This is a genomic window from Rhodococcus sp. NPDC077669, assembly GCF_040686915.1.
Lineage (GTDB): Bacteria > Actinomycetota > Actinomycetes > Mycobacteriales > Mycobacteriaceae > Rhodococcoides > Rhodococcoides fascians.
Genome location: NZ_JBFBMD010000010.1, coordinates 135,867 through 155,615, shown reverse-complemented (window position 1 = coordinate 155,615; position 19,749 = coordinate 135,867). Strand labels below are relative to the sequence as shown.

At 64.9% G+C, this 19,749-nt stretch carries 21 protein-coding genes; 16 read left to right on the top strand and 5 right to left on the bottom strand.

From position 1 onward, the window contains the following. Window positions 1–200: 200 nt before the first annotated feature. Together AB0P23_RS14615 and AB0P23_RS14610 are read right to left on the bottom strand one after the other, a co-directional pair. The gene (locus AB0P23_RS14615) at window positions 201–875 is read right to left on the bottom strand and encodes a response regulator (protein ID WP_032374017.1); all 675 of its coding nucleotides are present in this window, start codon (window positions 873–875) and stop codon (window positions 201–203) included. Then, on the bottom strand, window positions 872–2,365 hold the full coding sequence (locus AB0P23_RS14610) for a sensor histidine kinase (protein WP_228139393.1): 1,494 nt from the start codon (window positions 2,363–2,365) through the stop codon (window positions 872–874). The genes AB0P23_RS14615 and AB0P23_RS14610 overlap by 4 nt, the downstream gene beginning before the upstream one ends. A 234-nt stretch (window positions 2,366–2,599) precedes the next feature. Between AB0P23_RS14610 and AB0P23_RS14605 the strand changes: the two genes are divergently transcribed. The 5 genes from AB0P23_RS14605 to AB0P23_RS14585 all read left to right on the top strand — a co-directional run bounded on the left by AB0P23_RS14605 (window position 2,600) and on the right by AB0P23_RS14585 (window position 7,190). Then, window positions 2,600–3,997: a cation:dicarboxylase symporter family transporter gene (locus tag AB0P23_RS14605; RefSeq protein WP_032386372.1), complete on the top strand. Its 1,398-nt coding sequence runs from the start codon at window positions 2,600–2,602 to the stop codon at window positions 3,995–3,997. A 134-nt stretch (window positions 3,998–4,131) separates the two neighbouring features. After that, window positions 4,132–4,638, top strand: coding sequence for a glutathione peroxidase (locus AB0P23_RS14600; RefSeq protein ID WP_222090139.1), 507 nt, complete (start codon window positions 4,132–4,134; stop codon window positions 4,636–4,638). A gap of 55 nt (window positions 4,639–4,693) precedes the next feature. Then, window positions 4,694–5,395 (top strand): DUF2334 domain-containing protein, encoded by a 702-nt coding sequence (locus AB0P23_RS14595; protein WP_363797983.1) that lies wholly within the window; start codon window positions 4,694–4,696, stop codon window positions 5,393–5,395. Between the two features lie 182 nt (window positions 5,396–5,577). Continuing rightward, on the top strand, window positions 5,578–6,381 hold the full coding sequence (gene thiM, locus AB0P23_RS14590) for a hydroxyethylthiazole kinase (protein WP_363797982.1): 804 nt from the start codon (window positions 5,578–5,580) through the stop codon (window positions 6,379–6,381). A 182-nt stretch (window positions 6,382–6,563) separates the two neighbouring features. Next, complete coding sequence (locus AB0P23_RS14585; RefSeq protein ID WP_363797980.1) at window positions 6,564–7,190, top strand: LppP/LprE family lipoprotein; 627 nt, start codon at window positions 6,564–6,566, stop codon at window positions 7,188–7,190. On the opposite strand, the gene AB0P23_RS14580 is transcribed toward AB0P23_RS14585, so the two are convergent. Beyond that, the gene (locus AB0P23_RS14580; protein ID WP_032367483.1) at window positions 7,187–7,825 is read right to left on the bottom strand and encodes an MBL fold metallo-hydrolase; all 639 of its coding nucleotides are present in this window, start codon (window positions 7,823–7,825) and stop codon (window positions 7,187–7,189) included. The genes AB0P23_RS14585 and AB0P23_RS14580 overlap by 4 nt on opposite strands. 100 nt (window positions 7,826–7,925) lie before the next feature. Here AB0P23_RS14580 and purS point away from each other — a divergent pair, with 100 nt between their 5' ends. The 5 genes from purS to AB0P23_RS14555 are packed head-to-tail and all read left to right on the top strand — an operon-like array spanning window position 7,926 to window position 9,582. Beyond that, a complete protein-coding gene (purS, locus tag AB0P23_RS14575; RefSeq protein ID WP_032371340.1) occupies window positions 7,926–8,162 on the top strand; it encodes a phosphoribosylformylglycinamidine synthase subunit PurS in 237 nt (78 codons plus the stop codon). Beyond that, window positions 8,159–8,836 (top strand): phosphoribosylformylglycinamidine synthase subunit PurQ, encoded by a 678-nt coding sequence (gene purQ / locus AB0P23_RS14570; RefSeq protein ID WP_027495839.1) that lies wholly within the window; start codon window positions 8,159–8,161, stop codon window positions 8,834–8,836. Before purS ends, purQ begins: the two co-directional genes overlap by 4 nt. 34 nt (window positions 8,837–8,870) lie before the next feature. Continuing rightward, complete coding sequence (locus AB0P23_RS14565; RefSeq protein WP_032367485.1) at window positions 8,871–9,221, top strand: VOC family protein; 351 nt, start codon at window positions 8,871–8,873, stop codon at window positions 9,219–9,221. Window positions 9,222–9,228: 7 nt separating this feature from the next. After that, complete coding sequence (locus tag AB0P23_RS14560; protein WP_196250494.1) at window positions 9,229–9,393, top strand: hypothetical protein; 165 nt, start codon at window positions 9,229–9,231, stop codon at window positions 9,391–9,393. A gap of 27 nt (window positions 9,394–9,420) precedes the next feature. After that, on the top strand, window positions 9,421–9,582 hold the full coding sequence (locus AB0P23_RS14555; protein WP_155288495.1) for a hypothetical protein: 162 nt from the start codon (window positions 9,421–9,423) through the stop codon (window positions 9,580–9,582). A 25-nt stretch (window positions 9,583–9,607) separates the two neighbouring features. Here AB0P23_RS14555 and AB0P23_RS14550 read toward each other — a convergent pair whose 3' ends face one another. Continuing rightward, entirely contained in the window at window positions 9,608–10,435 is an 828-nt protein-coding gene (locus AB0P23_RS14550; RefSeq protein ID WP_363797976.1) for a hypothetical protein, read from the bottom strand. A gap of 118 nt (window positions 10,436–10,553) precedes the next feature. On the opposite strand from AB0P23_RS14550, the gene AB0P23_RS14545 reads away from it, so the two are divergent. Continuing rightward, window positions 10,554–11,828, top strand: coding sequence for a M18 family aminopeptidase (locus tag AB0P23_RS14545; protein WP_363797975.1), 1,275 nt, complete (start codon window positions 10,554–10,556; stop codon window positions 11,826–11,828). Window positions 11,829–11,993: 165 nt separating this feature from the next. Here the strand turns inward: AB0P23_RS14545 and AB0P23_RS14540 are convergent, their stop codons facing one another. Further along, window positions 11,994–12,758 (bottom strand): nucleoside phosphorylase, encoded by a 765-nt coding sequence (locus AB0P23_RS14540; RefSeq protein WP_228139152.1) that lies wholly within the window; start codon window positions 12,756–12,758, stop codon window positions 11,994–11,996. Between the two features lie 103 nt (window positions 12,759–12,861). Between AB0P23_RS14540 and purL the strand changes: the two genes are divergently transcribed. The 5 genes from purL to purF all read left to right on the top strand — a co-directional run bounded on the left by purL (window position 12,862) and on the right by purF (window position 19,664). Next, a complete protein-coding gene (gene purL / locus AB0P23_RS14535) occupies window positions 12,862–15,153 on the top strand; it encodes a phosphoribosylformylglycinamidine synthase subunit PurL (RefSeq protein ID WP_032367486.1) in 2,292 nt (763 codons plus the stop codon). 131 nt (window positions 15,154–15,284) lie between these two features. Continuing rightward, window positions 15,285–16,961 carry an alpha/beta hydrolase gene (locus tag AB0P23_RS14530; RefSeq protein ID WP_230595216.1) on the top strand — a complete coding sequence of 559 codons (1,677 nt, stop codon included), beginning with the start codon at window positions 15,285–15,287 and terminating at the stop codon, window positions 16,959–16,961. Then, complete coding sequence (locus AB0P23_RS14525; RefSeq protein WP_230591140.1) at window positions 16,958–17,584, top strand: CPBP family intramembrane glutamic endopeptidase; 627 nt, start codon at window positions 16,958–16,960, stop codon at window positions 17,582–17,584. Before AB0P23_RS14530 ends, AB0P23_RS14525 begins: the two co-directional genes overlap by 4 nt. 6 nt (window positions 17,585–17,590) lie before the next feature. After that, a complete protein-coding gene (locus AB0P23_RS14520; RefSeq protein ID WP_032373762.1) occupies window positions 17,591–17,977 on the top strand; it encodes a sterol carrier family protein in 387 nt (128 codons plus the stop codon). A gap of 124 nt (window positions 17,978–18,101) precedes the next feature. Continuing rightward, a complete protein-coding gene (gene purF, locus AB0P23_RS14515) occupies window positions 18,102–19,664 on the top strand; it encodes an amidophosphoribosyltransferase (RefSeq protein WP_032367510.1) in 1,563 nt (520 codons plus the stop codon). Window positions 19,665–19,749 lie beyond the last annotated feature (85 nt).

Here is a 19,749-nt window from a genome sequence, read left to right as displayed (position 1 = left end):
TTGCACGTCATCGTCATGGCCCGCCTCAAATACGACACCCGCACCCAGCAATACCGCGACCGACGACTCGCTGAAGGCAAGAGCAAACGCGACATCATCCGCTGCCTCAAGCGAGCCGTCGCCCGCGAAATGTTCCAACATCTCACCCAGAAAACTGCCACTTGACACTCATAGGAGCATCACATGCGGCGCCAGCCGCTCTAACGCCACACATAGCGGACCTGCGGTCGCCCGGCTTTACCGTATTCGGTGTGCCGGGTGACCAGGCCGTCGTCGGCCAGTCGTTCGAGGTAGCGCCAGGCCGTCACCCGGGATACGCCGACAACCTTGGCCGCCTCGGAGGCGTTGAGGCCGTCGACGGATTCCTTGACGCTGGCGGTGATGCCGTCCATCGTCTGTGGGGCTATGCCTTTGGGGGTGGAGACGCGTTCGTCGGCCGTGCGCAGGTGTGCCATCGCACGGTCGATGTCTCGCTGACTGGACGCGTTCTCGCCGGCGGGTAATGCGTCGTGGAATTCGCGGTAGCGCTCGAGCTTGTCTCGAAACGCCGCGAACGTGAACGGTTTGAGCAGATACAGCACGATGCCGTGCGCCACTGCGGAACGAACTACCGACAGATCACGTTCGGAGGTGATGGCAATGACGTCGGGGCTCGGACGAAGACCGCCGAGCGCCGCAGCGACGTCGATGCCACTGGCGTCGGGCAGGCCGATGTCCAGCAACACCAGATCGACGGGTTCGGTGCTGGCGAATCGCATGGCCGCAGCGCCGGTGTGTGCGACTCCGGCCACGTCGAAACCGGGCGTCCGCTCGACGTACGTCTTGTGGGCCTCCGCGATGAGCGGTTCGTCGTCGACGATCAGTACGCGGATCACGACGTCGCTCCCGGAATGGTCGCCACCAACACCGACCCGTACGTCACTTCCGAGGTCAACGTGCCACCGTGCCGCGTGATCACCTGCGTCACGAGCGCGAGTCCGAGTCCACGAGATCCGGATTTGGTCGAATATCCCCGCCGGAGAGCAGCTTTCAAGGTTTCCGGTGGCATGCCGGGGCCACTGTCGGCCACCCGGACGACAAGTTCACCGTCGGCGTCGCGGACCGTCACTTCGACCCACGGCTGGTCGGATTCTTTCGAGGCATCGATCGCATTGTCTATCAGATTGCCTACCAGCGTCACCAATTCGCGAGCAGTCAGAACCCCTTCGTGCTCCATCGCCGTGTCGTCGGTGATCGTCAGCTCGACGCCCTGTTCGGCGGCCTGGCTGACCTTGCCGAGCAACAGCGCCGCGAGCGCAGGCTCGCCGACCGCGTTCATCAACCGGTCGATGAGAGTCTGCGAGAGTTCGAGATCGGCCGTCGCGAATTCGACGGCTTCTTCGGGCCGACCGAGCTCGACCATCGTGATGACCGTGTGCAACCGATTCGCCGCCTCGTGCGCCTGCGAGCGCAGTGACTCCGCGAAACTGCGCACCGAATCCAATTCGCCCATCAACGAACGCAACTCGGTCTGATCGCGAATCGTCAGGACGTTACCCAGGCGTTTGCCCTCCCACATGACCGGATCCTGGTTGACGACGAGTACACGATCTTTCGTCAGATGCAGCTCACCGCGGACGATCCCGGTGTCCATCTGTTGCATCGACTCCGGCAACGACGTCAGCGATACCGGCCCGTCCGGTAGGTCGAGAAGGCGTCGGGCCTCGTCGTTGACCAACTCCGCCTCGTCGCTGCGTCCGAACACCAACAAGCCCTCGCCGATGGAATGCAGAACGGCGTCGTGATGCTCGTACATCGTCCGCAATTCGGCCGGAGCCATTCCCAATGTCTGACGCCGTAGCCGGCGGCTGAGCAGCGTCGAACCGGCCGCAGCGACGACGAAGGCCGCGAGCACGACGGCGAGGATCAACGGCAGGCCTTGCAGGAACTGATCGCTGATCTTCTGGCGGGTGACTCCAGCGGACACGAGACCGACGATCTCGCCGTCGGTATCGGTGACGGGTGTGACCGCCCTGATGGACGGGCCGAGAGAGCCCACGTACGTCTCGGTGAACGTCTCGCCGAGCAGTGCGCGATCGATGTTGCCGCTGAACGGTTTACCGATCAGGTCGACGGTGGTGTGCGTGAAGCGGGTGCGATCGGGAGCCATGACGACAATGAAATCGACCCCGGTGACCTGCCTGATCTTCTCCGTTTCCGGCTGCAGACGAGACGTCGGGTCGTCGGATTCGATGGCCAGCGGCGTCGACGGTTCGTTGGCGATACTCACCGCGATCGCCGTCACCTCACGTCGGGTGGCGTCGTCGCTGTTGGACCTCTCGTTGAGGATCGTCAGGATCCCGCCGGCGAGAACGACGACGGCCATGACGACCAGTTGCAGGACCAATACCTGCCCCGCCACGCTCAGCGGCCGCTTCGAGGACAACACATTCCTTTCGGACAAGAAACATCGATGTGAACAGAATGAACGTATAGGTGACTCCAGTCACTGGGTGCAGCAACATCATCTCTCAGCAGGGGTGACCCACCTCACTCCACCCGCGACAGTTACGAAGTCCGCAGTTCGACTCGCGCTTCACTTGAACCAGAAGGAACATTCATGACAACCATCGATGCGGAGCGGTTCGACAATCCGCCCACCGAGCCCAAAAAGAAGCGCGACAAGACTCACTGGCTCTACATCGCGGTGATCATCGCCGTCATCGCCGGAGTCATCGTCGGCCTGGTGTGGAAGGACTTCGGCGTCTCGCTGGCTGTGCTCGGCACGCTGTTCGTCAGCCTGATCAAGATGATGATCAGCCCGGTCATCTTCTGCACCATTGTCCTCGGCATCGGTTCGGTCCGCGCGGCAGCCAGTGTCGGTCGCGTCGGCGGCTTGGCCCTGGCCTACTTCCTCAGCATGTCCACCATCGCGCTCGGTATCGGCATGGTCGTCGGCAACCTGATCCAGCCCGGTGACGGTCTGGACATCCCGCCCAGCGGCGGAGCCGATGAACTGGTCAAGACGGCCGAGGCGGCCGGCGGCACGATGGACTTCATCGCAGGCATCATTCCGACCTCGCTGCTGTCGTCGCTCACCGCAGGCTCGGTACTGCAGACGTTGTTCGTCGCCATCCTCGTCGGCTTCGCCCTGCAGGCCATGGGCAAGAGCGGCGAAGGCATCCTCAAGGGCATCGGTGCAGTACAGAAGCTCGTCTTCCGCATCCTGACGATGATCCTGTGGCTCGCCCCGATCGGTGCCTTCGGTGCCATCGCCGGTGTCGTCGGCAAGACCGGATTCGACGCGGTACTGCAGCTCGGCACTCTGATGCTGGCCTTCTACGTCACCTGCTTCATCTTCGTGTTCTTCTTCCTCGGCCTGATCTTGAAGTTCGTTTCCGGCTTCTCGATCTTCAAGCTGGTCAAGTACCTGGCCCGTGAGTACCTGCTCATCGTCGCCACCAGCTCGTCCGAGTCGGCCCTGCCGCGTCTGATCGCCAAGATGGAACACGTCGGAGTCGAGCGCACCACCGTCGGCATCGTCGTCCCCACCGGTTACTCGTTCAATTTGGACGGCACCGCGATCTACCTGACGATGGCCTCGATCTTCATCGCTGACGCCATGAACCTGCCGCTCTCGATCCCCGAGCAGTTCTCGCTGCTGCTGTTCATGATCATCGCCTCCAAGGGCGCAGCCGGAGTCTCCGGAGCCGGACTGGCCACGCTGGCCGGCGGCCTGGAAAGTCATGCCCCTCAGCTGCTGGACGGCGTCCCGATCATTGTCGGAATCGACCGCTTCATGTCCGAAGCCCGCGCCGTCACCAACTTCTCGGGTAACGCCGTTGCCACCTTGCTGGTCGGCACCTGGACCAAGACCCTGGACAAGGAACGAGTCAACACGGTGCTCGACGGCAACCTGCCGTTCGACGAGGAAACCATGGTCGACGACCATTACCCCGAAGACGACGCACCCGCAGACAAGCAGGTCATCATCGAAAAGAACGCCGCCAAGGCATAAGAACCTGCCGGGCGACGCGCATCCCCCCGTCGCCCGGTTCGGAAGAACGCAAGTACGGCCCTGCCACCAGCGGGGTCGTACTTGCTTTTGTGCGTCGGTTCCATTCTGTCGGTACTCACAGGTAAGTTCGGGTGATGACTGAAGTTCAGAACATCGGCATCAACACGCTGGGTGGTGCGCCCACCTCGCTCGACGAGTACGCCGGACGGGCCGTCCTCGTGGTCAATGTCGCATCCAAGTGCGGACTGACCCCGCAGTACGAAAAGCTGGAGAAGCTCGCCAACGAGTACTCCGCCAGTGGCCTGTCGGTCGTCGGGGTGCCGTGCAACCAGTTCGGTGGCCAAGAGCCCGGCACCGCCGAAGAAATCGAAACTTTCTGCTCCACCACGTACGGCGTCACGTTCGCGATGACCGAGAAGATCGACGTCAACGGTGACAACCGGCACCCGCTCTACGCCGAACTGACCAAGACCGAGGACGCCGACGGCACCGCCGGAGACGTTCAGTGGAACTTCGAGAAGTTCCTGATCTCCCCGGATGGCGTCGTCACCAACCGGTTCCGCCCGCGCACCGAGCCGGACGCACCCGAGGTGCTCGCCGCGATCGACAAGATCCTGCCGAAGGAAACGATCGCCGTTTAGCTTCTGTCTGCATCGACGTCGAGCCTCGTTCACGCTGGTGTGCGAGGCTCGAGTCATGTCTGGACGCCTGATCGTGTCGGTGAGCGGAATCAAGAACGACACCTACGAGCACGCCGCCGAGTTCGCACGAGAACTCGACGGACGGGGCGTCCCGCTTTCCCTCCTCGTCGCTCCCCGGCTGAAAGACAAATACCGTCTCGCAGCCGACGTGCCCACCCAGGAGTGGTTGCGGGCCCGACGCGACGGAGGCGACGCCATCGTTCTGCACGGCTACGACCAGGCCGCGACGAAGCGTCGACGCTCCGAATTCTCTGCACTGCCGCGTCACGAAGCTCGACTGCGCTTGATGGCCGCCGACCGCGTCATGGAACAGACCGGCCTGCGTACCCGAGTGTTCGCCGCTCCGCGCTGGATCGCCTCACCCGGAGCCATCGAGGCGCTACCCGACGCAGGATTCCGAATGATCGCCTCGCTCAACGGTATTCACGACCTCTACCGCGACGGCACCATCCGCGCCCGGGTCTGGGGAATCGGCGAAGGCTTCAAAGCCGAACCTTGGTGGTTCAAAGCACTCGTACTCGGGGCCGGTCGCACCGCCCGACGCGGGGGAGTGGTGCGCCTGGCCATCAGCGCCAAGCAACTCGGACGCCCCGCGCCGCGACAGGCAATCCTCGATGCCATCGACCTCTCCCTGCACCACAACGCCGCAGCGGGAGTCTACGAATGGATCCCGCGCACCAAAACTCGCGTGGCCTGACTCCTCGCTGCCTCACCCCGCCCCGCCCCAACCCCCGCCCCGCCCCCGGCTTGCTCTGTACCTCCAATTGGGATCAATGTGGCTTTCAGTCACTCAGATTGCAAGAAAGGCGCATTGATCCGAAGGGGGTGGGGTGGTCCATTGACGCGAACGGGGTGGGAGCGGTCGTAGACTCGACAGCGATGAATGCCTCGAGTGTGACCCTGAACGACGTCGTTACCGCGCATCGACTCCTGCGTGATCGCAATCCGCTGGTGCAGTGTCTGACCAATACGGTGTCGGTGCAATTCGTCGCAAATGCCCTGCTCGCGGCAGGTGCGGCTCCGGCGATGGTCGACAATCCGGAGGAAGCGGCCGGCTTCGCCGAGATCGCCGACGCGGTTCTGGTCAATCTCGGAACTCCGACGGCCGCGCAGGTGGAAAGTTCTCGTCTGGCGTCCGCTGCCGCGCGAGCAGCGGGGAAGCCGTGGGTACTCGATCCGGTGGGAGCGGGCGGGCTGCCGTGGCGAACCCAGGTGGCCGTCGAGCTACTTGCCAATCGGCCCAACGTGATTCGCGCAAATGCTTCCGAGGTGATGGGACTCGCGGGCGCTGAGGGTGGATCGAGAGGCGTGGATTCGTCTGCGCACGTGGCGGACTCCGTCGACGCGGCGCGTTCTCTCCTCGACCGCGCCGAGGTCGTAGCGGCCTCGGGTGAGGTCGACCATATCTTCGCGCAAGGCTCTACTGTGAAGATCGGCGGCGGAAGCGCACTGCTGCAACGAGTGACAGCCACCGGATGCGCGTTGGGTGCGCTGACGGCGGCGTACTGCTCCGTTTCTCCGTCTGCGTTGATCGGTGCCGTCGGCGCGCACGCGCACGTGGCGGCCGCGTCGGAGATCGCTGCTCGGTCGACGTCACGTCCGGGTACCTTCGCCGCTGCATTCTTGGACGGACTCGACGCGGTGGACGAGTCGGCACTGCGGGAATTGGTTCGGCTCGACTGACGAGTGCAACTGGCGCTCCACTCTGTGGCGGCTTCCGCTGAAATACCGCGGAGCGAGCGAACAGTGGAGCAAGAGTTGCCTGCGCTGGCAGGGTTCAGGCCCCTTGATCGAAATGTGATGTAACGGAACATGTTTGCGAGGGGACATACCTGGCGTCGGGCAAATCGAACCAGGCGGTCTTCATGAAACGACTTCTGCTCCTCGCAGTAGGTGCAACAGCTCTCGTCGCGTGCAGCGGATCGGAGCAAGGAACGCCGTCGGCAGCACCGTCCTCGGCCGTTCCGACGACCACAGCGACGAGCTCGGCACCGCTGACACCCGCCCCGGCCACCGTGACCGAGGGAGCGCAGCCGCAGCGAACGCCACCCGAGGAGGCCAGCGACCTGGTTCCCATGGGTCCGTCGGAAGCCGAGCCGCTGTGCCTGGATCTGACGTGGGGGCCGGTACCGCAGGCGGTGGACTCGCTGCCGCTCGTGTTCGCAGATTCACCGTGGGTCGCCACCGACATGGGCGATCCCTGTGCGTCGTTCACCTGGGTCGAAGCCCTCCCGTACGGCGCGACGGTCAGCTCGCCGACGCATCTGCTCTTCTTCCACGACGCCGAGTACCTCGGCACCGCGACGCTGGAGCCGTACGGGTTCACGTCGGTGGCGGCACAGTCCGCCGACACGATCACAGTGAACTACCGCTGGCCACTCGCCGATGACGCCAATGCGAACCCGACCGGCGGACCGGCGACGATCGACTACCAGTGGGACGGAACGCAAGTGACCATGATCGGCACCCTCCCGCCCGAGGTCACCGGCTAGATCGAGACGGACGATTCCTCGGGGAGTTCGCGGATTTCGGCGTCGGACATCTCCTTGAAGCGTCCGTAGTAGATGCCCCTCGCCTGTTCCGCGACGACGGCCTGGTGAATGGGGAACGCCATCCTCGGTGCCACCGCACGGAGGAATTCGACCGTCTCGGACAGCTTCGACCACGGCGCTGCCGCGGGCAATGCCAGTACCTCGACCTGTTGCTCGGGAACGAACAACGAGTCACCCGGATGGAACAGTTGCCCCGGGTTCTCCGGAGTACCGAGCAGATAACCGGTGTTGTCGATCTCCGGCAATTCCGGATGGATGACGGCGTGCGTGCCGCCGACTCCGGTGACGGTGATGCCGCCCACGGAGAAGTCCTTGCCCGCCGGGGCCGCGATCCATTTCCCTCCGAGCTGGCCTGCCGTCATGGGATCGGCGTGCAGCTCGGCGCGGGGATTGGCGTCGAGAAGCGCGGGAAGTCGCTGCAGATCAACATGATCCGGGTGCTGGTGAGTGACCAGGATGGCGTCGAGCCCGGTGATGCCCTCGAATCCGTGAGAGAACGTGCCGGGATCGAACAGCACCGTGGTGCCGTTGAGTTCGACCAGAACGCAGGAATGTCCGAAGTGTGTCAGCCGCATGCACTCCACAGTAAGCGCGGTTTCGCTCCGCTGGCCAGGGCTGCGTAGACTCCCACCTGCCGGTAACTGTCTTGCTGTACGTATTTCAAGGAGCGCTTTCGTGGCCCGAGTCGTAGTCGATGTCATGCCCAAGGCCGAGATTCTCGATCCGCAGGGTCAGGCCATCGCAGGTGCGCTGGGCCGGCTGGGAATCTCCGGTGTGTCCGATGTGCGTCAGGGCAAGCGCTTCGAGCTGGAGATCGACGATTCCGTCGACGACGCCGAACTCGAGAAGATTGCCGAATCGCTGCTCGCCAACACGGTGATCGAGGACTGGAAAGTGACTCGCATCTCATGAGCGCCCGCGTAGGAGTCATCACGTTCCCCGGAACTCTCGACGACGTCGACGCATCCCGCGCCGTGACTCTCGCCGGCGGCGAGGCCGTCAGCCTGTGGCACGCCGACGCCGATCTGAAGAACGTCGACGCCATCGTCGTCCCCGGCGGATTCTCATACGGCGACTATCTGCGAGCCGGTGCGATCGCCCGCTTCGCTCCCGTGATGGAGTCAGTGGTCAAGGCGGCAGAGGGCGGGATGCCGATCCTGGGGATCTGCAACGGTTTTCAGGTGTTGTGCGAGGTCGGACTGCTTCCCGGAGCGTTGACGCGCAACGAGGGCCTCCATTTCGTGTGCCGCGACCAATGGTTGAAGGTCGAGAATGCCGGCACGGCATGGTCGTCGCGATACGAGCAGGATGCCGAGATCCTGATTCCGGTCAAGAACGCCGAGGGCCGATTCCAGGCATCGCAGAGCGTGCTCGACGAGCTCGAAGGTGAAGGCCGCGTCGTGTTCCGCTACAGCGGGAGCAACCCCAACGGGTCGCAGCGCGGTATTGCCGGAATCTCGTCGGCAAACGGTCGGATCGTCGGCCTGATGCCCCATCCCGAGCACGCCACCGAGCCGTTGACCGGCCCGAGCGACGACGGGCTCGGCATCTTCTACTCGGCACTGGACGCGATCGTCAACGCCTGATTTTCGTGTCGGTGGGTGGGTCTAATCTTCCGCCATGACACTGACCCTGGGCATGATCACGTTCGATTCCACCGACCCGGGCCCGCTCGCTCGCTGGTGGGCCTCACAGGTCGACGGATCGATCGTCGAGGAGAACGACGGCTGGTTCTACGTCGTCGCACTCGCTTCGGCCCCGTATCGACTGGCCTTCCAGAAGGTCGACGACCCGTCGCCGGGTAAGAATCGCCTCCACCTCGACATGACCGCCGAGAACCTCGACGACGAGGTCTCTCGGCTGGTCGAGTCGGGTGCGACCGAGGTCCAGCAGCACACCATGGGTGACTTTCGCTGGGTGACGCTCAGCGATCCCGACGGCAACGTGTTCTGCGTATCCGGGGCGCACTGAGCAGCGGATGCCCGCCCAGTCGTGGGTAACGCTCGTCGTTGGCGTTCTGGCCGTCGTCGGGGTCGCTCTCATCGCCAGCACCGAACGCAAGGTGCTGCTTGCCGTTGCGGGCCGGTCTGCACGTCGCGCACTGGCGCAACCGCGCGAAACCGCGCGAAACCGAGGACACTGACGGCGAGAGCGAGCAGGAGGACCCGCGATGACCACCACCGACGAACGCAACATCAAAGCACCACGGCCAACGGTCGCCGCTGCCGCTGCCCGCGCGTACATCACCATGGCCGAACGCGATCATCAACCCGTACCCGACTGGATTCGCGACGCTGCAGCGGGACGACCGACCACTCCGCCGCCTGAATAGCGGGTCTGTCGGCACGTGATCGCAGTCAGGCCGCGCGTGCGCGTAGTTCGGTCAACGCTGAGGTGAAGATACCCTTAGGCCCGTGCGTCACGTCGCAATACTCGCCGTCTCGCCAGAAGAACACCGAGCGCGACAGTGGGCTCGGTGTATCGCGAGAGAACACGTCGGCCAGCTCGGCGAGTGCGGTGGCTGCCGCGACTGCGTCGTCGGCGTCGCGGGGCCGATGAAAGGCGAATTCGTACGCGTTGGGGACGGCGAAGAGTACGCCGTACAGGCATTCGCCCAAATGCGACGAAATCAACGTGGTCATATCGGCGATCTTCGACGCAAGATAGATCGAATCGCCGTCGAGCACCTCGATGCAGACCCCCTCGCGTTCGAGCAACTGCGCTCCCTCGAACTCGATCGCCGCAGTGTTCTTGCGACCCGCAGCCCACGCAGCGTCGATGTCGCGCCCCTCGAAGTGACTGTCGAACAACGTCAGAGCTCGATTCGGAGACGACAGATTCAACACCCGCCTCGGCGCATCGGGTGCCGCGAGCAGGGGAACCGAATAACTGTACGAACCCATCGATTCCAACACGCACGGCGCGACGACGCGTTCACGGAGTTTCGAATGGAACTCGTCGTCGGACAGGCCTGCGATGAACGCCGGAGCGGACTCGCGCATCGCCTCGATCATGACCTGGACATGGCCGCCGATGATGCCGTCCCACGCCGACCGGGGCGCACCCGAGCAGCGGGCGAACACGTTGTCGAGCGGGAAGCGTGCACCCGACTCCGCACCGAGCGTGGTCGCATCCTCACGGTGCACCATCATTCCGCGGGTACGAAATGCTTCGATCGTTTTCATTCGTACGATGGCGAGTGTGGTTGCGTGAGCGACGTGTTGGTTCGGTGTCGGCTCGATCTTCATGTTTCTCCCCCGGTCGGTGTGTGCTCTCGGGGTGTTCGACGCGGCGGCTGACACAATGGTTCCCATGTCGTCCTCTGCCTCTGCTGCCGGTCTCTGCAACTTCGTCGACGTCTCGCCGTCCCCGTTCCATGTGTGTCGGACGGTGTCGGTGCAGCTCGAGGACGCCGGATTCGTGCGTCTGGACGAGACCGATGCCTGGCCGACGGAAGCGGGCCGCTACTACCTGATCCGCGGCGGCTCACTCGTTGCCTGGAGCACCGAGCGTGAGGGCCCCTTCCGCATCGTCGGCGGACACACCGACAGCCCCAATCTCCGGGTGAAACAGCATCCTGATCTGGAGTCGGCGGGTTGGCAGATGGTCGGGCTGGAGCCGTACGGCGGTGCCTGGCTCAACTCCTGGCTCGATCGCGACCTGGGTATCTCCGGCCGGCTCAGCGTGCGTGACGGCAACACCGCCCGCGAGGTACTCGTCAAGGTTGACGAGCCGATCCTCCGAGTTCCGCAGCTCGCGATTCACCTGTCCGAGGACCGCAAAGGTGTCACGCTCGATCCGCAGCGACACGTCAATGCCATTTGGGGAGTGGGTAATTCGCCACGGTCCTTCGTCTCCTACGTCGCCGAGCGAGAAGGCGTCGATCCCGGTTCGGTACTGGGCTGGGAACTGATGACACACGACCTGGCACCCAGCGCGGTGGTAGGAGTCGAATCCGAGTTGGTCAGTGCGCCGCGTCTGGACAATCAGGGCACCTGTTACGCCGGAACGCAGGCTTTGCTTGCGGCAGTGGAGAATCCGACCGACGTCACTCCCGTGTTGGCTTTGTTCGACCACGAGGAAGTCGGCAGTATGTCCGACCGCGGCGCGTTCTCGGACCTGCTCAACACCGTGCTCGAACGCATCGTGCTCGGGCGCGGCGGCGGCCGCGAGGAATTCCTGCGCACGATGGCCGGATCCATCTGTGCCTCGGGCGATATGGCGCATGCGACGCATCCGAACTACCCCGATCGTCACGAGCCTGCACATCGCATCGAACTCGGCGGCGGACCGGTACTCAAGGTCAACCAAAACCTGCGCTACGCAACCGATTCCGCCGGTGCCGGTGCATTCGCACTGGCCTGCGAGCAAGCCGACGTACCGTTTCAGCGCTATGTCCATCGCGCGGATCTACCGTGCGGATCGACCATCGGACCGATCACCGCGTCGCGCACCGGGTTGTCGACGGTCGACGTCGGCGCAGCGCAACTCGCCATGCACTCGTCCCGAGAGTTGATGGGAGCCGGCGACGTGAAGGCATACGCCGACGCGTTGGCGGCTTTCCTCGCCCCTGCCTGAGCCAGATCGGCGTCGCAAACGCGCGCGCAATTGTCAGGTGCGCGCGGATTCGTGCCCGATTCCGGGGCTGTTTCGCGCGCGTTCGGCAAACGCGCGCGCGTTTGCGAAATCCGGGGGGGTGAACCAGAGACCCGGAAGCGAACCCGAGACCAGCGACCCGAGGACCTAGAGCGGATCGAGTTGCAGGCAGGCGTCGGCAGCGAGCCAGAACAACTGTTCGCGCACCGTTGTTGCCTTGGTCCAGCCGCGGTGATCCCAGTCGGCGGCCAGGGAGTCGCCCGCGTACAGCAGTTGCGCGAATCGGACTCCACGGAATCGGGCGACTGCGCAGAAGGCCGACGCCTCCATGTCGACCGTTCGGCAGCCTTCCTCGACGCGGCGCGAGACTCGGCCGCGGGTTTCGCGGTAGAGCGCATCGGTGGTCCAGGAGCGGCCGGTGACGAAGTCGATGCCGGCGTCGGTCAGTACCGACTGGAGTACGGCGACGCCTGCGGGATCGGCGTCGACCACTCGACCGGGTGGCAGGTAGTGGAACGAGGTGCCCTCGTCGCGCAGGGCGCTGTCGACCACCATGACGTGTCCCATGCCCAGGTCGTCGGACAGCGCCCCGGCACCGCCGACAGCAACGAACTGTGTGCAGCCCATGGCGATGGCTTCTTCGAGGAACAGTGCGGCCAGTGGCGCGCCGACGCCGGGATGGAAGACGGCAAGTTTCTGTCCGCCTCGTTCGATCTCGTAGACGGGGTGTTCGCCGTGCTCGGAGCGCATGATCGACACCACTCGGGCGTCGCCTTTCGCGCAGATGCTCTCGATCACCTCGGCGAAGAAACAGACGACGGCTTTCGGCGGTACGTCGACTCCCTTGGCCACCATCGACGGGTCGATGACGCCCGTTTCGTCCAGATCGTCCTCGGTCAGTGCAATGTCCATCAGGTGATGTTCGCACGAGGCCGATACGTCCGATGCCGTACATGTCGGCGGCACCTTATAGACTCTCCCTGGCATTTCGCTCCATCGAAGGGACCTATTCCTCGTGTCCGCTAGCTCTGTACCCACAGACACTGTCTCGAACGCCGTCGCCACCCCCGACGTTGCGCAGCCGTACAAGGAACTCGGACTCAAGGACGACGAATACGTCCGCATCAAGGAAATCCTCGGCCGCCGGCCCACGGACGCCGAATTGGCGATGTACTCCGTCATGTGGAGCGAGCACTGCTCGTACAAGTCCTCGAAGGTGCACCTGAAGTACTTCGGCGAGACCACCACCGACGAGATGCGCAAGCCGATGCTCGCCGGTATCGGCGAGAACGCGGGCGTCGTCGACGTCGGCGACGGCTGGGCCGTCACGTTCAAGGTCGAGAGTCACAATCACCCGTCGTACGTCGAGCCCTACCAGGGTGCGGCGACGGGCGTCGGCGGTATCGTCCGCGACATCATGGCCATGGGCGCTCGCCCGATCGCCGTCATGGACCAGCTGCGATTCGGTGCTGCCGATGCACCCGATACGCGCCGTGTCCTGAGCGGCATCGTCGCAGGCGTCGGTGGGTACGGAAACTCCCTCGGCCTACCGAACATCGGCGGCGAGACGGTGTTCGACGCCTCCTACGCCGGTAACCCTCTGCTCAACGCCCTGTGTGCCGGCGTCATGCGGGTCGAGGACATGCACCTGGCGTTCGCGTCGGGCCTGGGTAACAAGATCATTCTGTTCGGTGCACGAACGGGTCTCGACGGCATCGGTGGCGTGTCCGTGCTCGCGTCGGAGACCTTCGACGGTGACGAGACCGGTGGGGGCCGCAAGAAGCTTCCCGCGGTTCAGGTGGGCGATCCGTTCACCGAGAAGGTGCTCATCGAAGCCTGCCTCGAGCTGTACTCGAACAAGCTCGTCGTCGGCATCCAGGACCTCGGTGGTGCCGGGTTGTCCTGCGCCACATCGGAACTCGCGTCCGCCGGCAGTGGTGGCATGCACATCGAGCTCGACAAGGTGCCGATGCGCGCCACCGGCATGACTCCGGCCGAGGTGCTCTCGAGCGAATCCCAGGAGCGCATGTGCGCCGTGGTGACCCCCGAGAACGTCGACGCATTCATGGCCGTCTGCAAGAAGTGGGACGTCCTGGCCACGGTCATCGGTGAGGTCACCGACGGCGAGCACCTCCAGATCACCTGGCACGGCGATACCGTCGTCGATGTACCGCCGAAAACCGTTGCGCACGAAGGCCCGGTGTACAACCGTCCGGTGCAGCGTCCGGATACCCAGGACGCGTTGATCGCGAACAGCACGGCGTCGCTGAAGCGTCCGGAAACCGCGGACGAGCTGAAGGCCACTCTGCTGAAGATGATCGGCTCGCCGCAGCTGTGCAGCCGTCGATTCATCACCGAGCAGTACGACCGCTACGTCCGCGGCAACACCGTGCTGGCCGAGAACGCCGATGCAGGCGTGATCCGCATCGACGAGAAGACCGGTCGCGGAATCGCTTTGGCCACCGACGCGTCGGGCCGCTACACCGCACTCGACCCGTACCAGGGCGCGCAGCTGGCTCTGGCCGAGGCGTTCCGCAACGTCGCGGTCACCGGCGCCACTCCCAAGGCCGTCACCAATTGCCTGAACTTCGGTTCGCCGGAGGACCCGGGTGTCATGTGGCAGTTCCAGCAGGCCGTACGCGGTTTGGCGGACGGGTGTGTCACCCTCGGCATCCCGGTCACCGGCGGCAACGTCAGCTTCTACAACCAGACCGGCGCGGAGCCGATCCTGCCGACCCCCGTGGTCGGAGTGCTGGGCGTCATCGACGACGTCCATCGCCGCATCCCGACCGGGCTCGGCCTCGAGCCCGGCGAGACACTCATCCTGCTGGGGGAGACCCACGACGAGTTCGACGGGTCCATCTGGGCGCAGGTCGAGCACGATCACCTCGGCGGCGTTCCGCCGAAGGTCGATCTCGCTCGGGAGCAGTTGTTGGCAGACATCCTGCTCGCATCCTCCCGCGACGGCCTGGTCTCGGCTGCACACGACCTGTCCGAGGGTGGTCTCGCTCAGGCCGTCGTCGAGGCAGCCTTGGCCGGCGAAACCGGTTGCCGCATCATCGTTCCCGAAGGCGCAGACCCGTTCGTGACCTTGTTCTCCGAATCCTCCGGCCGGGTGCTGGTCGCCGTGCCGCGCACCGAGGAGACCCGGTTCACCGGGATGTGCACCGCACGCGGACTTCCGTGGGCGCGAGTGGGCGTCGTCGACGAGGGCTCGGATTCGATCGAGGTCCAAGGGCAGTTCTCCGTGCCGATGACGGAACTGCGGGAGACGTTCGAGAGCACTCTTCCCAGACTCTTCGGCTGACCGAGGTGGGGGGACAGGTATCGGAGCGTCGAAGGGGGACCGAGCCCACACTCGAGCAGGATCAGCATCATCGGTATCACTTTCCGACGGTGGAGTTCTCGGCTCCGTCGCCGGAGAAGCATCCGTTCGTCATGTGGTCGTGGGGCCTGCTGCGTCTGGACTTCACCGGAATCGCGTTCAGCGCGTTGTTCTTCTGCTGGTCGCTGACGCCGTCGCTGCTGCCTCGTGGATGGCTGTTCCAGGGCATCATCGGCGGCATCAACTCGGCTATCGGGTACGCCTTCGGGGTGGCCGTGGGATGGGCGGTGACGCGATGGTGGCTGTCGTCGCGTTCGTGGTGGCCATTGCCGCGCAAGGTCGAACTTGCAGTCAAGGTCGTCGTACTCGTCGTCGCCGTCGCTGCGTCGATGATCATGCTGGCGGTCTCGGCGCAGTGGCAGCGTGAACTCGCCGCGCTCATGGACGCGGAGGGGACCACAACGACGGGGTACCTCCGCACCGGAGCATTGAGCATTGCCATTGCCGCACTGCTCATTTCGATCTCGCGGGTGCTACGCGACGTCGTCCGGTTGCTGGCCCGTCAGATCAATCGCATCGTGAAGATGCCGCGCGAGGTGGCCAATGCACTCGGCGTGATCGTTCTGGTGGTGTTGGTCGTCGCCCTGGTCCAGGGTGTGCTGTTGCGTGCGGTCTCCGAGGTGACCAACTCGGTGTTCAGTCTGCAGAACGACGAAACGCGAGAGGGCACAGAACAACCCGTCGCCGACGAGAGGTCGGGTAGCCCGAATTCGTTGGCACCGTGGGACACACTCGGATTCGAGGGCCGCAACTTCGTCTCCAGCGGCCTGCGAGCCGACGAGATGGAACGGGCCACCGGACGTCCGAGCCTCGAACCCATTCGGGCCTACGCCGGACTGGAAACCGCGGAGACTCAGGACGAACGACTCGATATCGTCGTCGCCGAACTCGAACGCACCGGCGCGTTCCAGCGCAAAGCGCTCATCGTCGTGCCGACCACCGGCACCGGCTGGGTCAACCCCACCGCCGTCGAGGCCGAGGAGCTGATGTTCGACGGCGATGTCGCCACCGTCGCCTCCCAGTACTCGTATCTGCCGAGTTGGATCTCGTTCATCGCCGAGGGCGACAAAGCCGCCCAGGCAGGCAAGGCGCTGATCGACAAAGTGCACGACCGGTGGCTGCAGGAGCCCGAGGCCACCCGTCCCAAGTTCTACGTCTACGGCGAAAGTCTGGGGACGAAGTCCGGTGAAGGCGCGTTCGACGGGTTGGCCGACATCCGCGCCACCACCGACGGCGTCCTGTGGGTGGGTCCGCCGAACGACAACCGCATCTGGAGTCAGTTCGTCAGCAGGCGTGATCCGGGCAGCCCCGAGGTTCGGCCGGTGTACTCCGAGGGCCTGACGGTTCGCTTCGCCGACAATTCGTCGGGCATCCCGCCGGAGGATCAGCCCTGGTACGCCCCGCGCATCCTGTACGTCCAGCATGCGTCGGATCCGGTGGTCTGGTGGTCACCCGACCTGCTGTTCGAGCGCCCGGACTGGCTGTCCGAGCCGCCGGGGCCGGACCGACTGCCGAGCATGCGTTGGTTCCCGGTGGTGACCTTCTGGCAGGTGGCAGCGGACCTGACCAACGCAGCAGGCGTCCCCGACGGCCACGGTCACAACTACGGCACCCTCGTGCTCGACGGCTGGGTGGCCGTCGCCGCTCCCGAGGGGTGGACCGACCGCGACACCGAACGAGTGCGCGGCGTCATGGAGCAGTTCGCCGGACGTGACGGTCCCGAGAAGTGAGAACCGCTCTGGCAACCGGAGTGGAGCCTGCGGAACGACCCATTCTGACCGGACTCGTGACAACGGCGTGGAGCACATACGTGCTGCCTGCGGCCGGGCTCGGAGCCCGCGGGCGGGCAGTGGCCAACGCGTCGTTCGCCGTCGCTGTGGCTGCGGTGTCGGGATCGAATGCCGAACGGCTGGGCCTGCGTAACGCCGCATCCGGGCTGAAATGGGGAGCGGCTGCGGCAGCGATACCCGTCCTGGGGTCTGCGGTGGTGGCCGCCGTACCCGCACTGCGTCGACGCGTCCGTCCGTCCGAGGACGATCTCGCGGAGTGGGTGCTGTTTCGGATTCCGGTGGGGACGGTGCTGACCGAGGAGTTGCTCTTCCGCGGTGTGCTCGATGCGGCATCGCCTGCCCTGTCGCCGGTCTTCTTCGGACTGTGGCACATTCGTCCCGCCCGCGCCGCCGGGGATTCGGTGGCCGGGACCGTTGCCGCGACGACCGTCGCCGGGGTGGTGTTCTCGTGGCTGCGGGCGCGCAGCGGCAGTGTGCTCGCCCCTGCTGCGCTGCACTACGCACTCAACGCGAGCGGTGCCGTGTTGGCGCATCTCGCGGCGACCGAACGTGAGAGGAGCTGACCGGAGATGCCACCGCACAAGGAGGTCGGTCCCGCCGAGGTGCGCGAGGCCGTTCTGGCCGTCGCGGGCTGGATCCGAGGTGAGGCCGACAAGCCGCCACGCGCACAGATCGCCGCCGCCGTGCGCACCACGGCCAGGACTCTCGGTCAGAACGCACCGGGGTCGTCGGTGGAGGTGCGGGTGCCGCCGTTCGTCGCGGTGCAGTGCATCGTCGGGCCCCGGCACACCAGAGGAACCCCGCCGAACGTCGTCGAAACCGATGCTCTGACATGGCTTCAGGTGGCTACCGGGACCCGGGATTTCGCCGAGGCGCTCGGCGACGGCTCGATCGACGCGTCCGGCAGCCGGGCCGTCGAGGTGGGTCGGTGGTTGCCGTTGCTGACCATCACCTGACCGCCGGATTTCAGCGGCCGTTCGACCGTCGGGAATCTCCTGGACACACGATGCGTTGTGTCAGCCCGTGTGCCCGTAGACTGGGCACGGCCCCCCGCCCCGGACCCCCTAGGGAGCAATGCCCGTGACCAACGCCGATTTGTCGGTCGACAGTCCGAATCTTCTGGTAGGCAAACCCATCGACGAGCCGGAGAACGAGCCGCGCGAAGAGTGTGGAGTGTTCGGTGTGTGGGCACCGGGCGAGGACGTGGCCAAGCTCTCGTACTACGGCCTCTACGCACTGCAGCACCGTGGGCAGGAAGCCGCAGGCATCGCGGTGTCCGACGGCTCCCAGGTGCTCGTGTTCAAGGATCTCGGCCTGGTCAGTCAGGTGTTCGACGAGCAGACGCTCGGCGCGATGCCCGGGCACGTCGCCATCGGCCATTGCCGGTACTCCACCAGTGGGTCGGTGACGTGGGAGAACGCGCAACCGATCTTCCGCACCACCACTGCCGGTACCGGTATCGCGCTCGGGCACAACGGCAATCTGGTGAACTTCGCCGAACTCGCCACCAAGGCTCGCGATGCGGGCCTGATCAGCGATCGATTGCAGGGCAACGGGACGTCGGATTCCGATGTCGTGACGGCACTGCTGGCGCACAAGGCCGCCGACTGCACCATCGAGCAGGCGGCGATGGAATTGCTGCCGCTGCTCAAAGGCGCGTTCTGCCTGACCTTCATGGACGAACACACCCTCTACGCCGCGCGTGATCCGCACGGCGTTCGGCCGCTGTGCCTCGGTCGCCTCGATCGCGGCTGGGTCGTCGCCAGCGAGACCGCGGCACTCGACATCGTCGGTGCGGCGTTCGTCCGCGACATCGAGCCCGGCGAACTGTTGGCGATCGACGCCGACGGCGTTCGGTCCTCGCGTTTCGCTGCCCCCGAGCCCAAGGGCTGCGTGTTCGAGTACGTCTATCTCGCACGGCCCGACAGCGTCATCGGCGGTCGCTCGGTGCACTCGACTCGGGTGGAAATCGGACGTCGTCTCGCCAAGGAGCATCCGGCCGAGGGTGATCTGGTCATCCCGGTGCCCGAGAGCGGAACTCCGGCAGCCGTGGGCTTCGCCCAGGGCTCGGGAATCCCGTACGGCCAGGGGCTCATGAAGAACGCGTACGTGGGCCGCACGTTCATTCAACCGTCGCAGACCATTCGGCAGCTCGGAATCCGGCTCAAGCTCAACCCTCTCAAAGAGGTCATTCGCGGCAAAAGGCTCGTGGTGGTGGATGATTCGATCGTTCGCGGCAACACGCAGCGGGCGCTGATCAGGATGCTGCGCGAGGCCGGTGCCCTTGAGATCCACGTACGTATCGCGTCCCCGCCGGTGCGGTGGCCCTGCTTCTACGGCATCGACTTCGCTTCTCCCGCAGAGCTGATCGCCAACGGCGTCGATTCCGAGGACGGAATCCTCGAAGGCGTCCGGCAGGCCATCGGTGCCGACTCGCTGGGCTACATCTCCATCGACGGCATGATTGCGGCGTCGGAGCAGCCCGAATCGCGCTTGTGTGCAGCATGTTTCACCGGGAAGTACCCCATCGATCTGCCCGCGGACAATGCACTAGGCAAGCACGTGCTCGAGGGTCTGCTGGCGTCGGCCGCTGGGCAACCGGTGGACAACGACGCGAATGTGAGCGCTCTCAGCCGTCCTTGACCCGGTCTTTTCCGTTAGGGAACAGCAGGGTTTTCTCAATGCCACATATTGGAAACAGTCCATCGGTACTGTCCCGAGTTACATA

Coding starts and splice junctions, on each gene's coding strand:
- AB0P23_RS14565 (WP_032367485.1), top strand. CDS start 8,871: ATGACACTGACCCTGGGCATGATCACGTTCGATTCCACCGACCCGGGC.
- AB0P23_RS14545 (WP_363797975.1), top strand. CDS start 10,554: ATGGTTCCCATGTCGTCCTCTGCCTCTGCTGCCGGTCTCTGCAACTTC.
- purQ (WP_027495839.1), top strand. CDS start 8,159: ATGAGCGCCCGCGTAGGAGTCATCACGTTCCCCGGAACTCTCGACGAC.
- AB0P23_RS14520 (WP_032373762.1), top strand. CDS start 17,591: ATGCCACCGCACAAGGAGGTCGGTCCCGCCGAGGTGCGCGAGGCCGTT.
- thiM (WP_363797982.1), top strand. CDS start 5,578: ATGAATGCCTCGAGTGTGACCCTGAACGACGTCGTTACCGCGCATCGA.
- AB0P23_RS14610 (WP_228139393.1), bottom strand. CDS start 2,365: ATGGCCGTCGTCGTTCTCGCCGGCGGGATCCTGACGATCCTCAACGAG.
- AB0P23_RS14540 (WP_228139152.1), bottom strand. CDS start 12,758: ATGGACATTGCACTGACCGAGGACGATCTGGACGAAACGGGCGTCATC.
- AB0P23_RS14605 (WP_032386372.1), top strand. CDS start 2,600: ATGACAACCATCGATGCGGAGCGGTTCGACAATCCGCCCACCGAGCCC.
- AB0P23_RS14580 (WP_032367483.1), bottom strand. CDS start 7,825: ATGCGGCTGACACACTTCGGACATTCCTGCGTTCTGGTCGAACTCAAC.
- AB0P23_RS14600 (WP_222090139.1), top strand. CDS start 4,132: ATGACTGAAGTTCAGAACATCGGCATCAACACGCTGGGTGGTGCGCCC.
- AB0P23_RS14585 (WP_363797980.1), top strand. CDS start 6,564: ATGAAACGACTTCTGCTCCTCGCAGTAGGTGCAACAGCTCTCGTCGCG.
- AB0P23_RS14595 (WP_363797983.1), top strand. CDS start 4,694: ATGTCTGGACGCCTGATCGTGTCGGTGAGCGGAATCAAGAACGACACC.
- AB0P23_RS14555 (WP_155288495.1), top strand. CDS start 9,421: ATGACCACCACCGACGAACGCAACATCAAAGCACCACGGCCAACGGTC.
- AB0P23_RS14550 (WP_363797976.1), bottom strand. CDS start 10,435: ATGAAAACGATCGAAGCATTTCGTACCCGCGGAATGATGGTGCACCGT.
- AB0P23_RS14560 (WP_196250494.1), top strand. CDS start 9,229: ATGCCCGCCCAGTCGTGGGTAACGCTCGTCGTTGGCGTTCTGGCCGTC.
- AB0P23_RS14530 (WP_230595216.1), top strand. CDS start 15,285: ATGTGGTCGTGGGGCCTGCTGCGTCTGGACTTCACCGGAATCGCGTTC.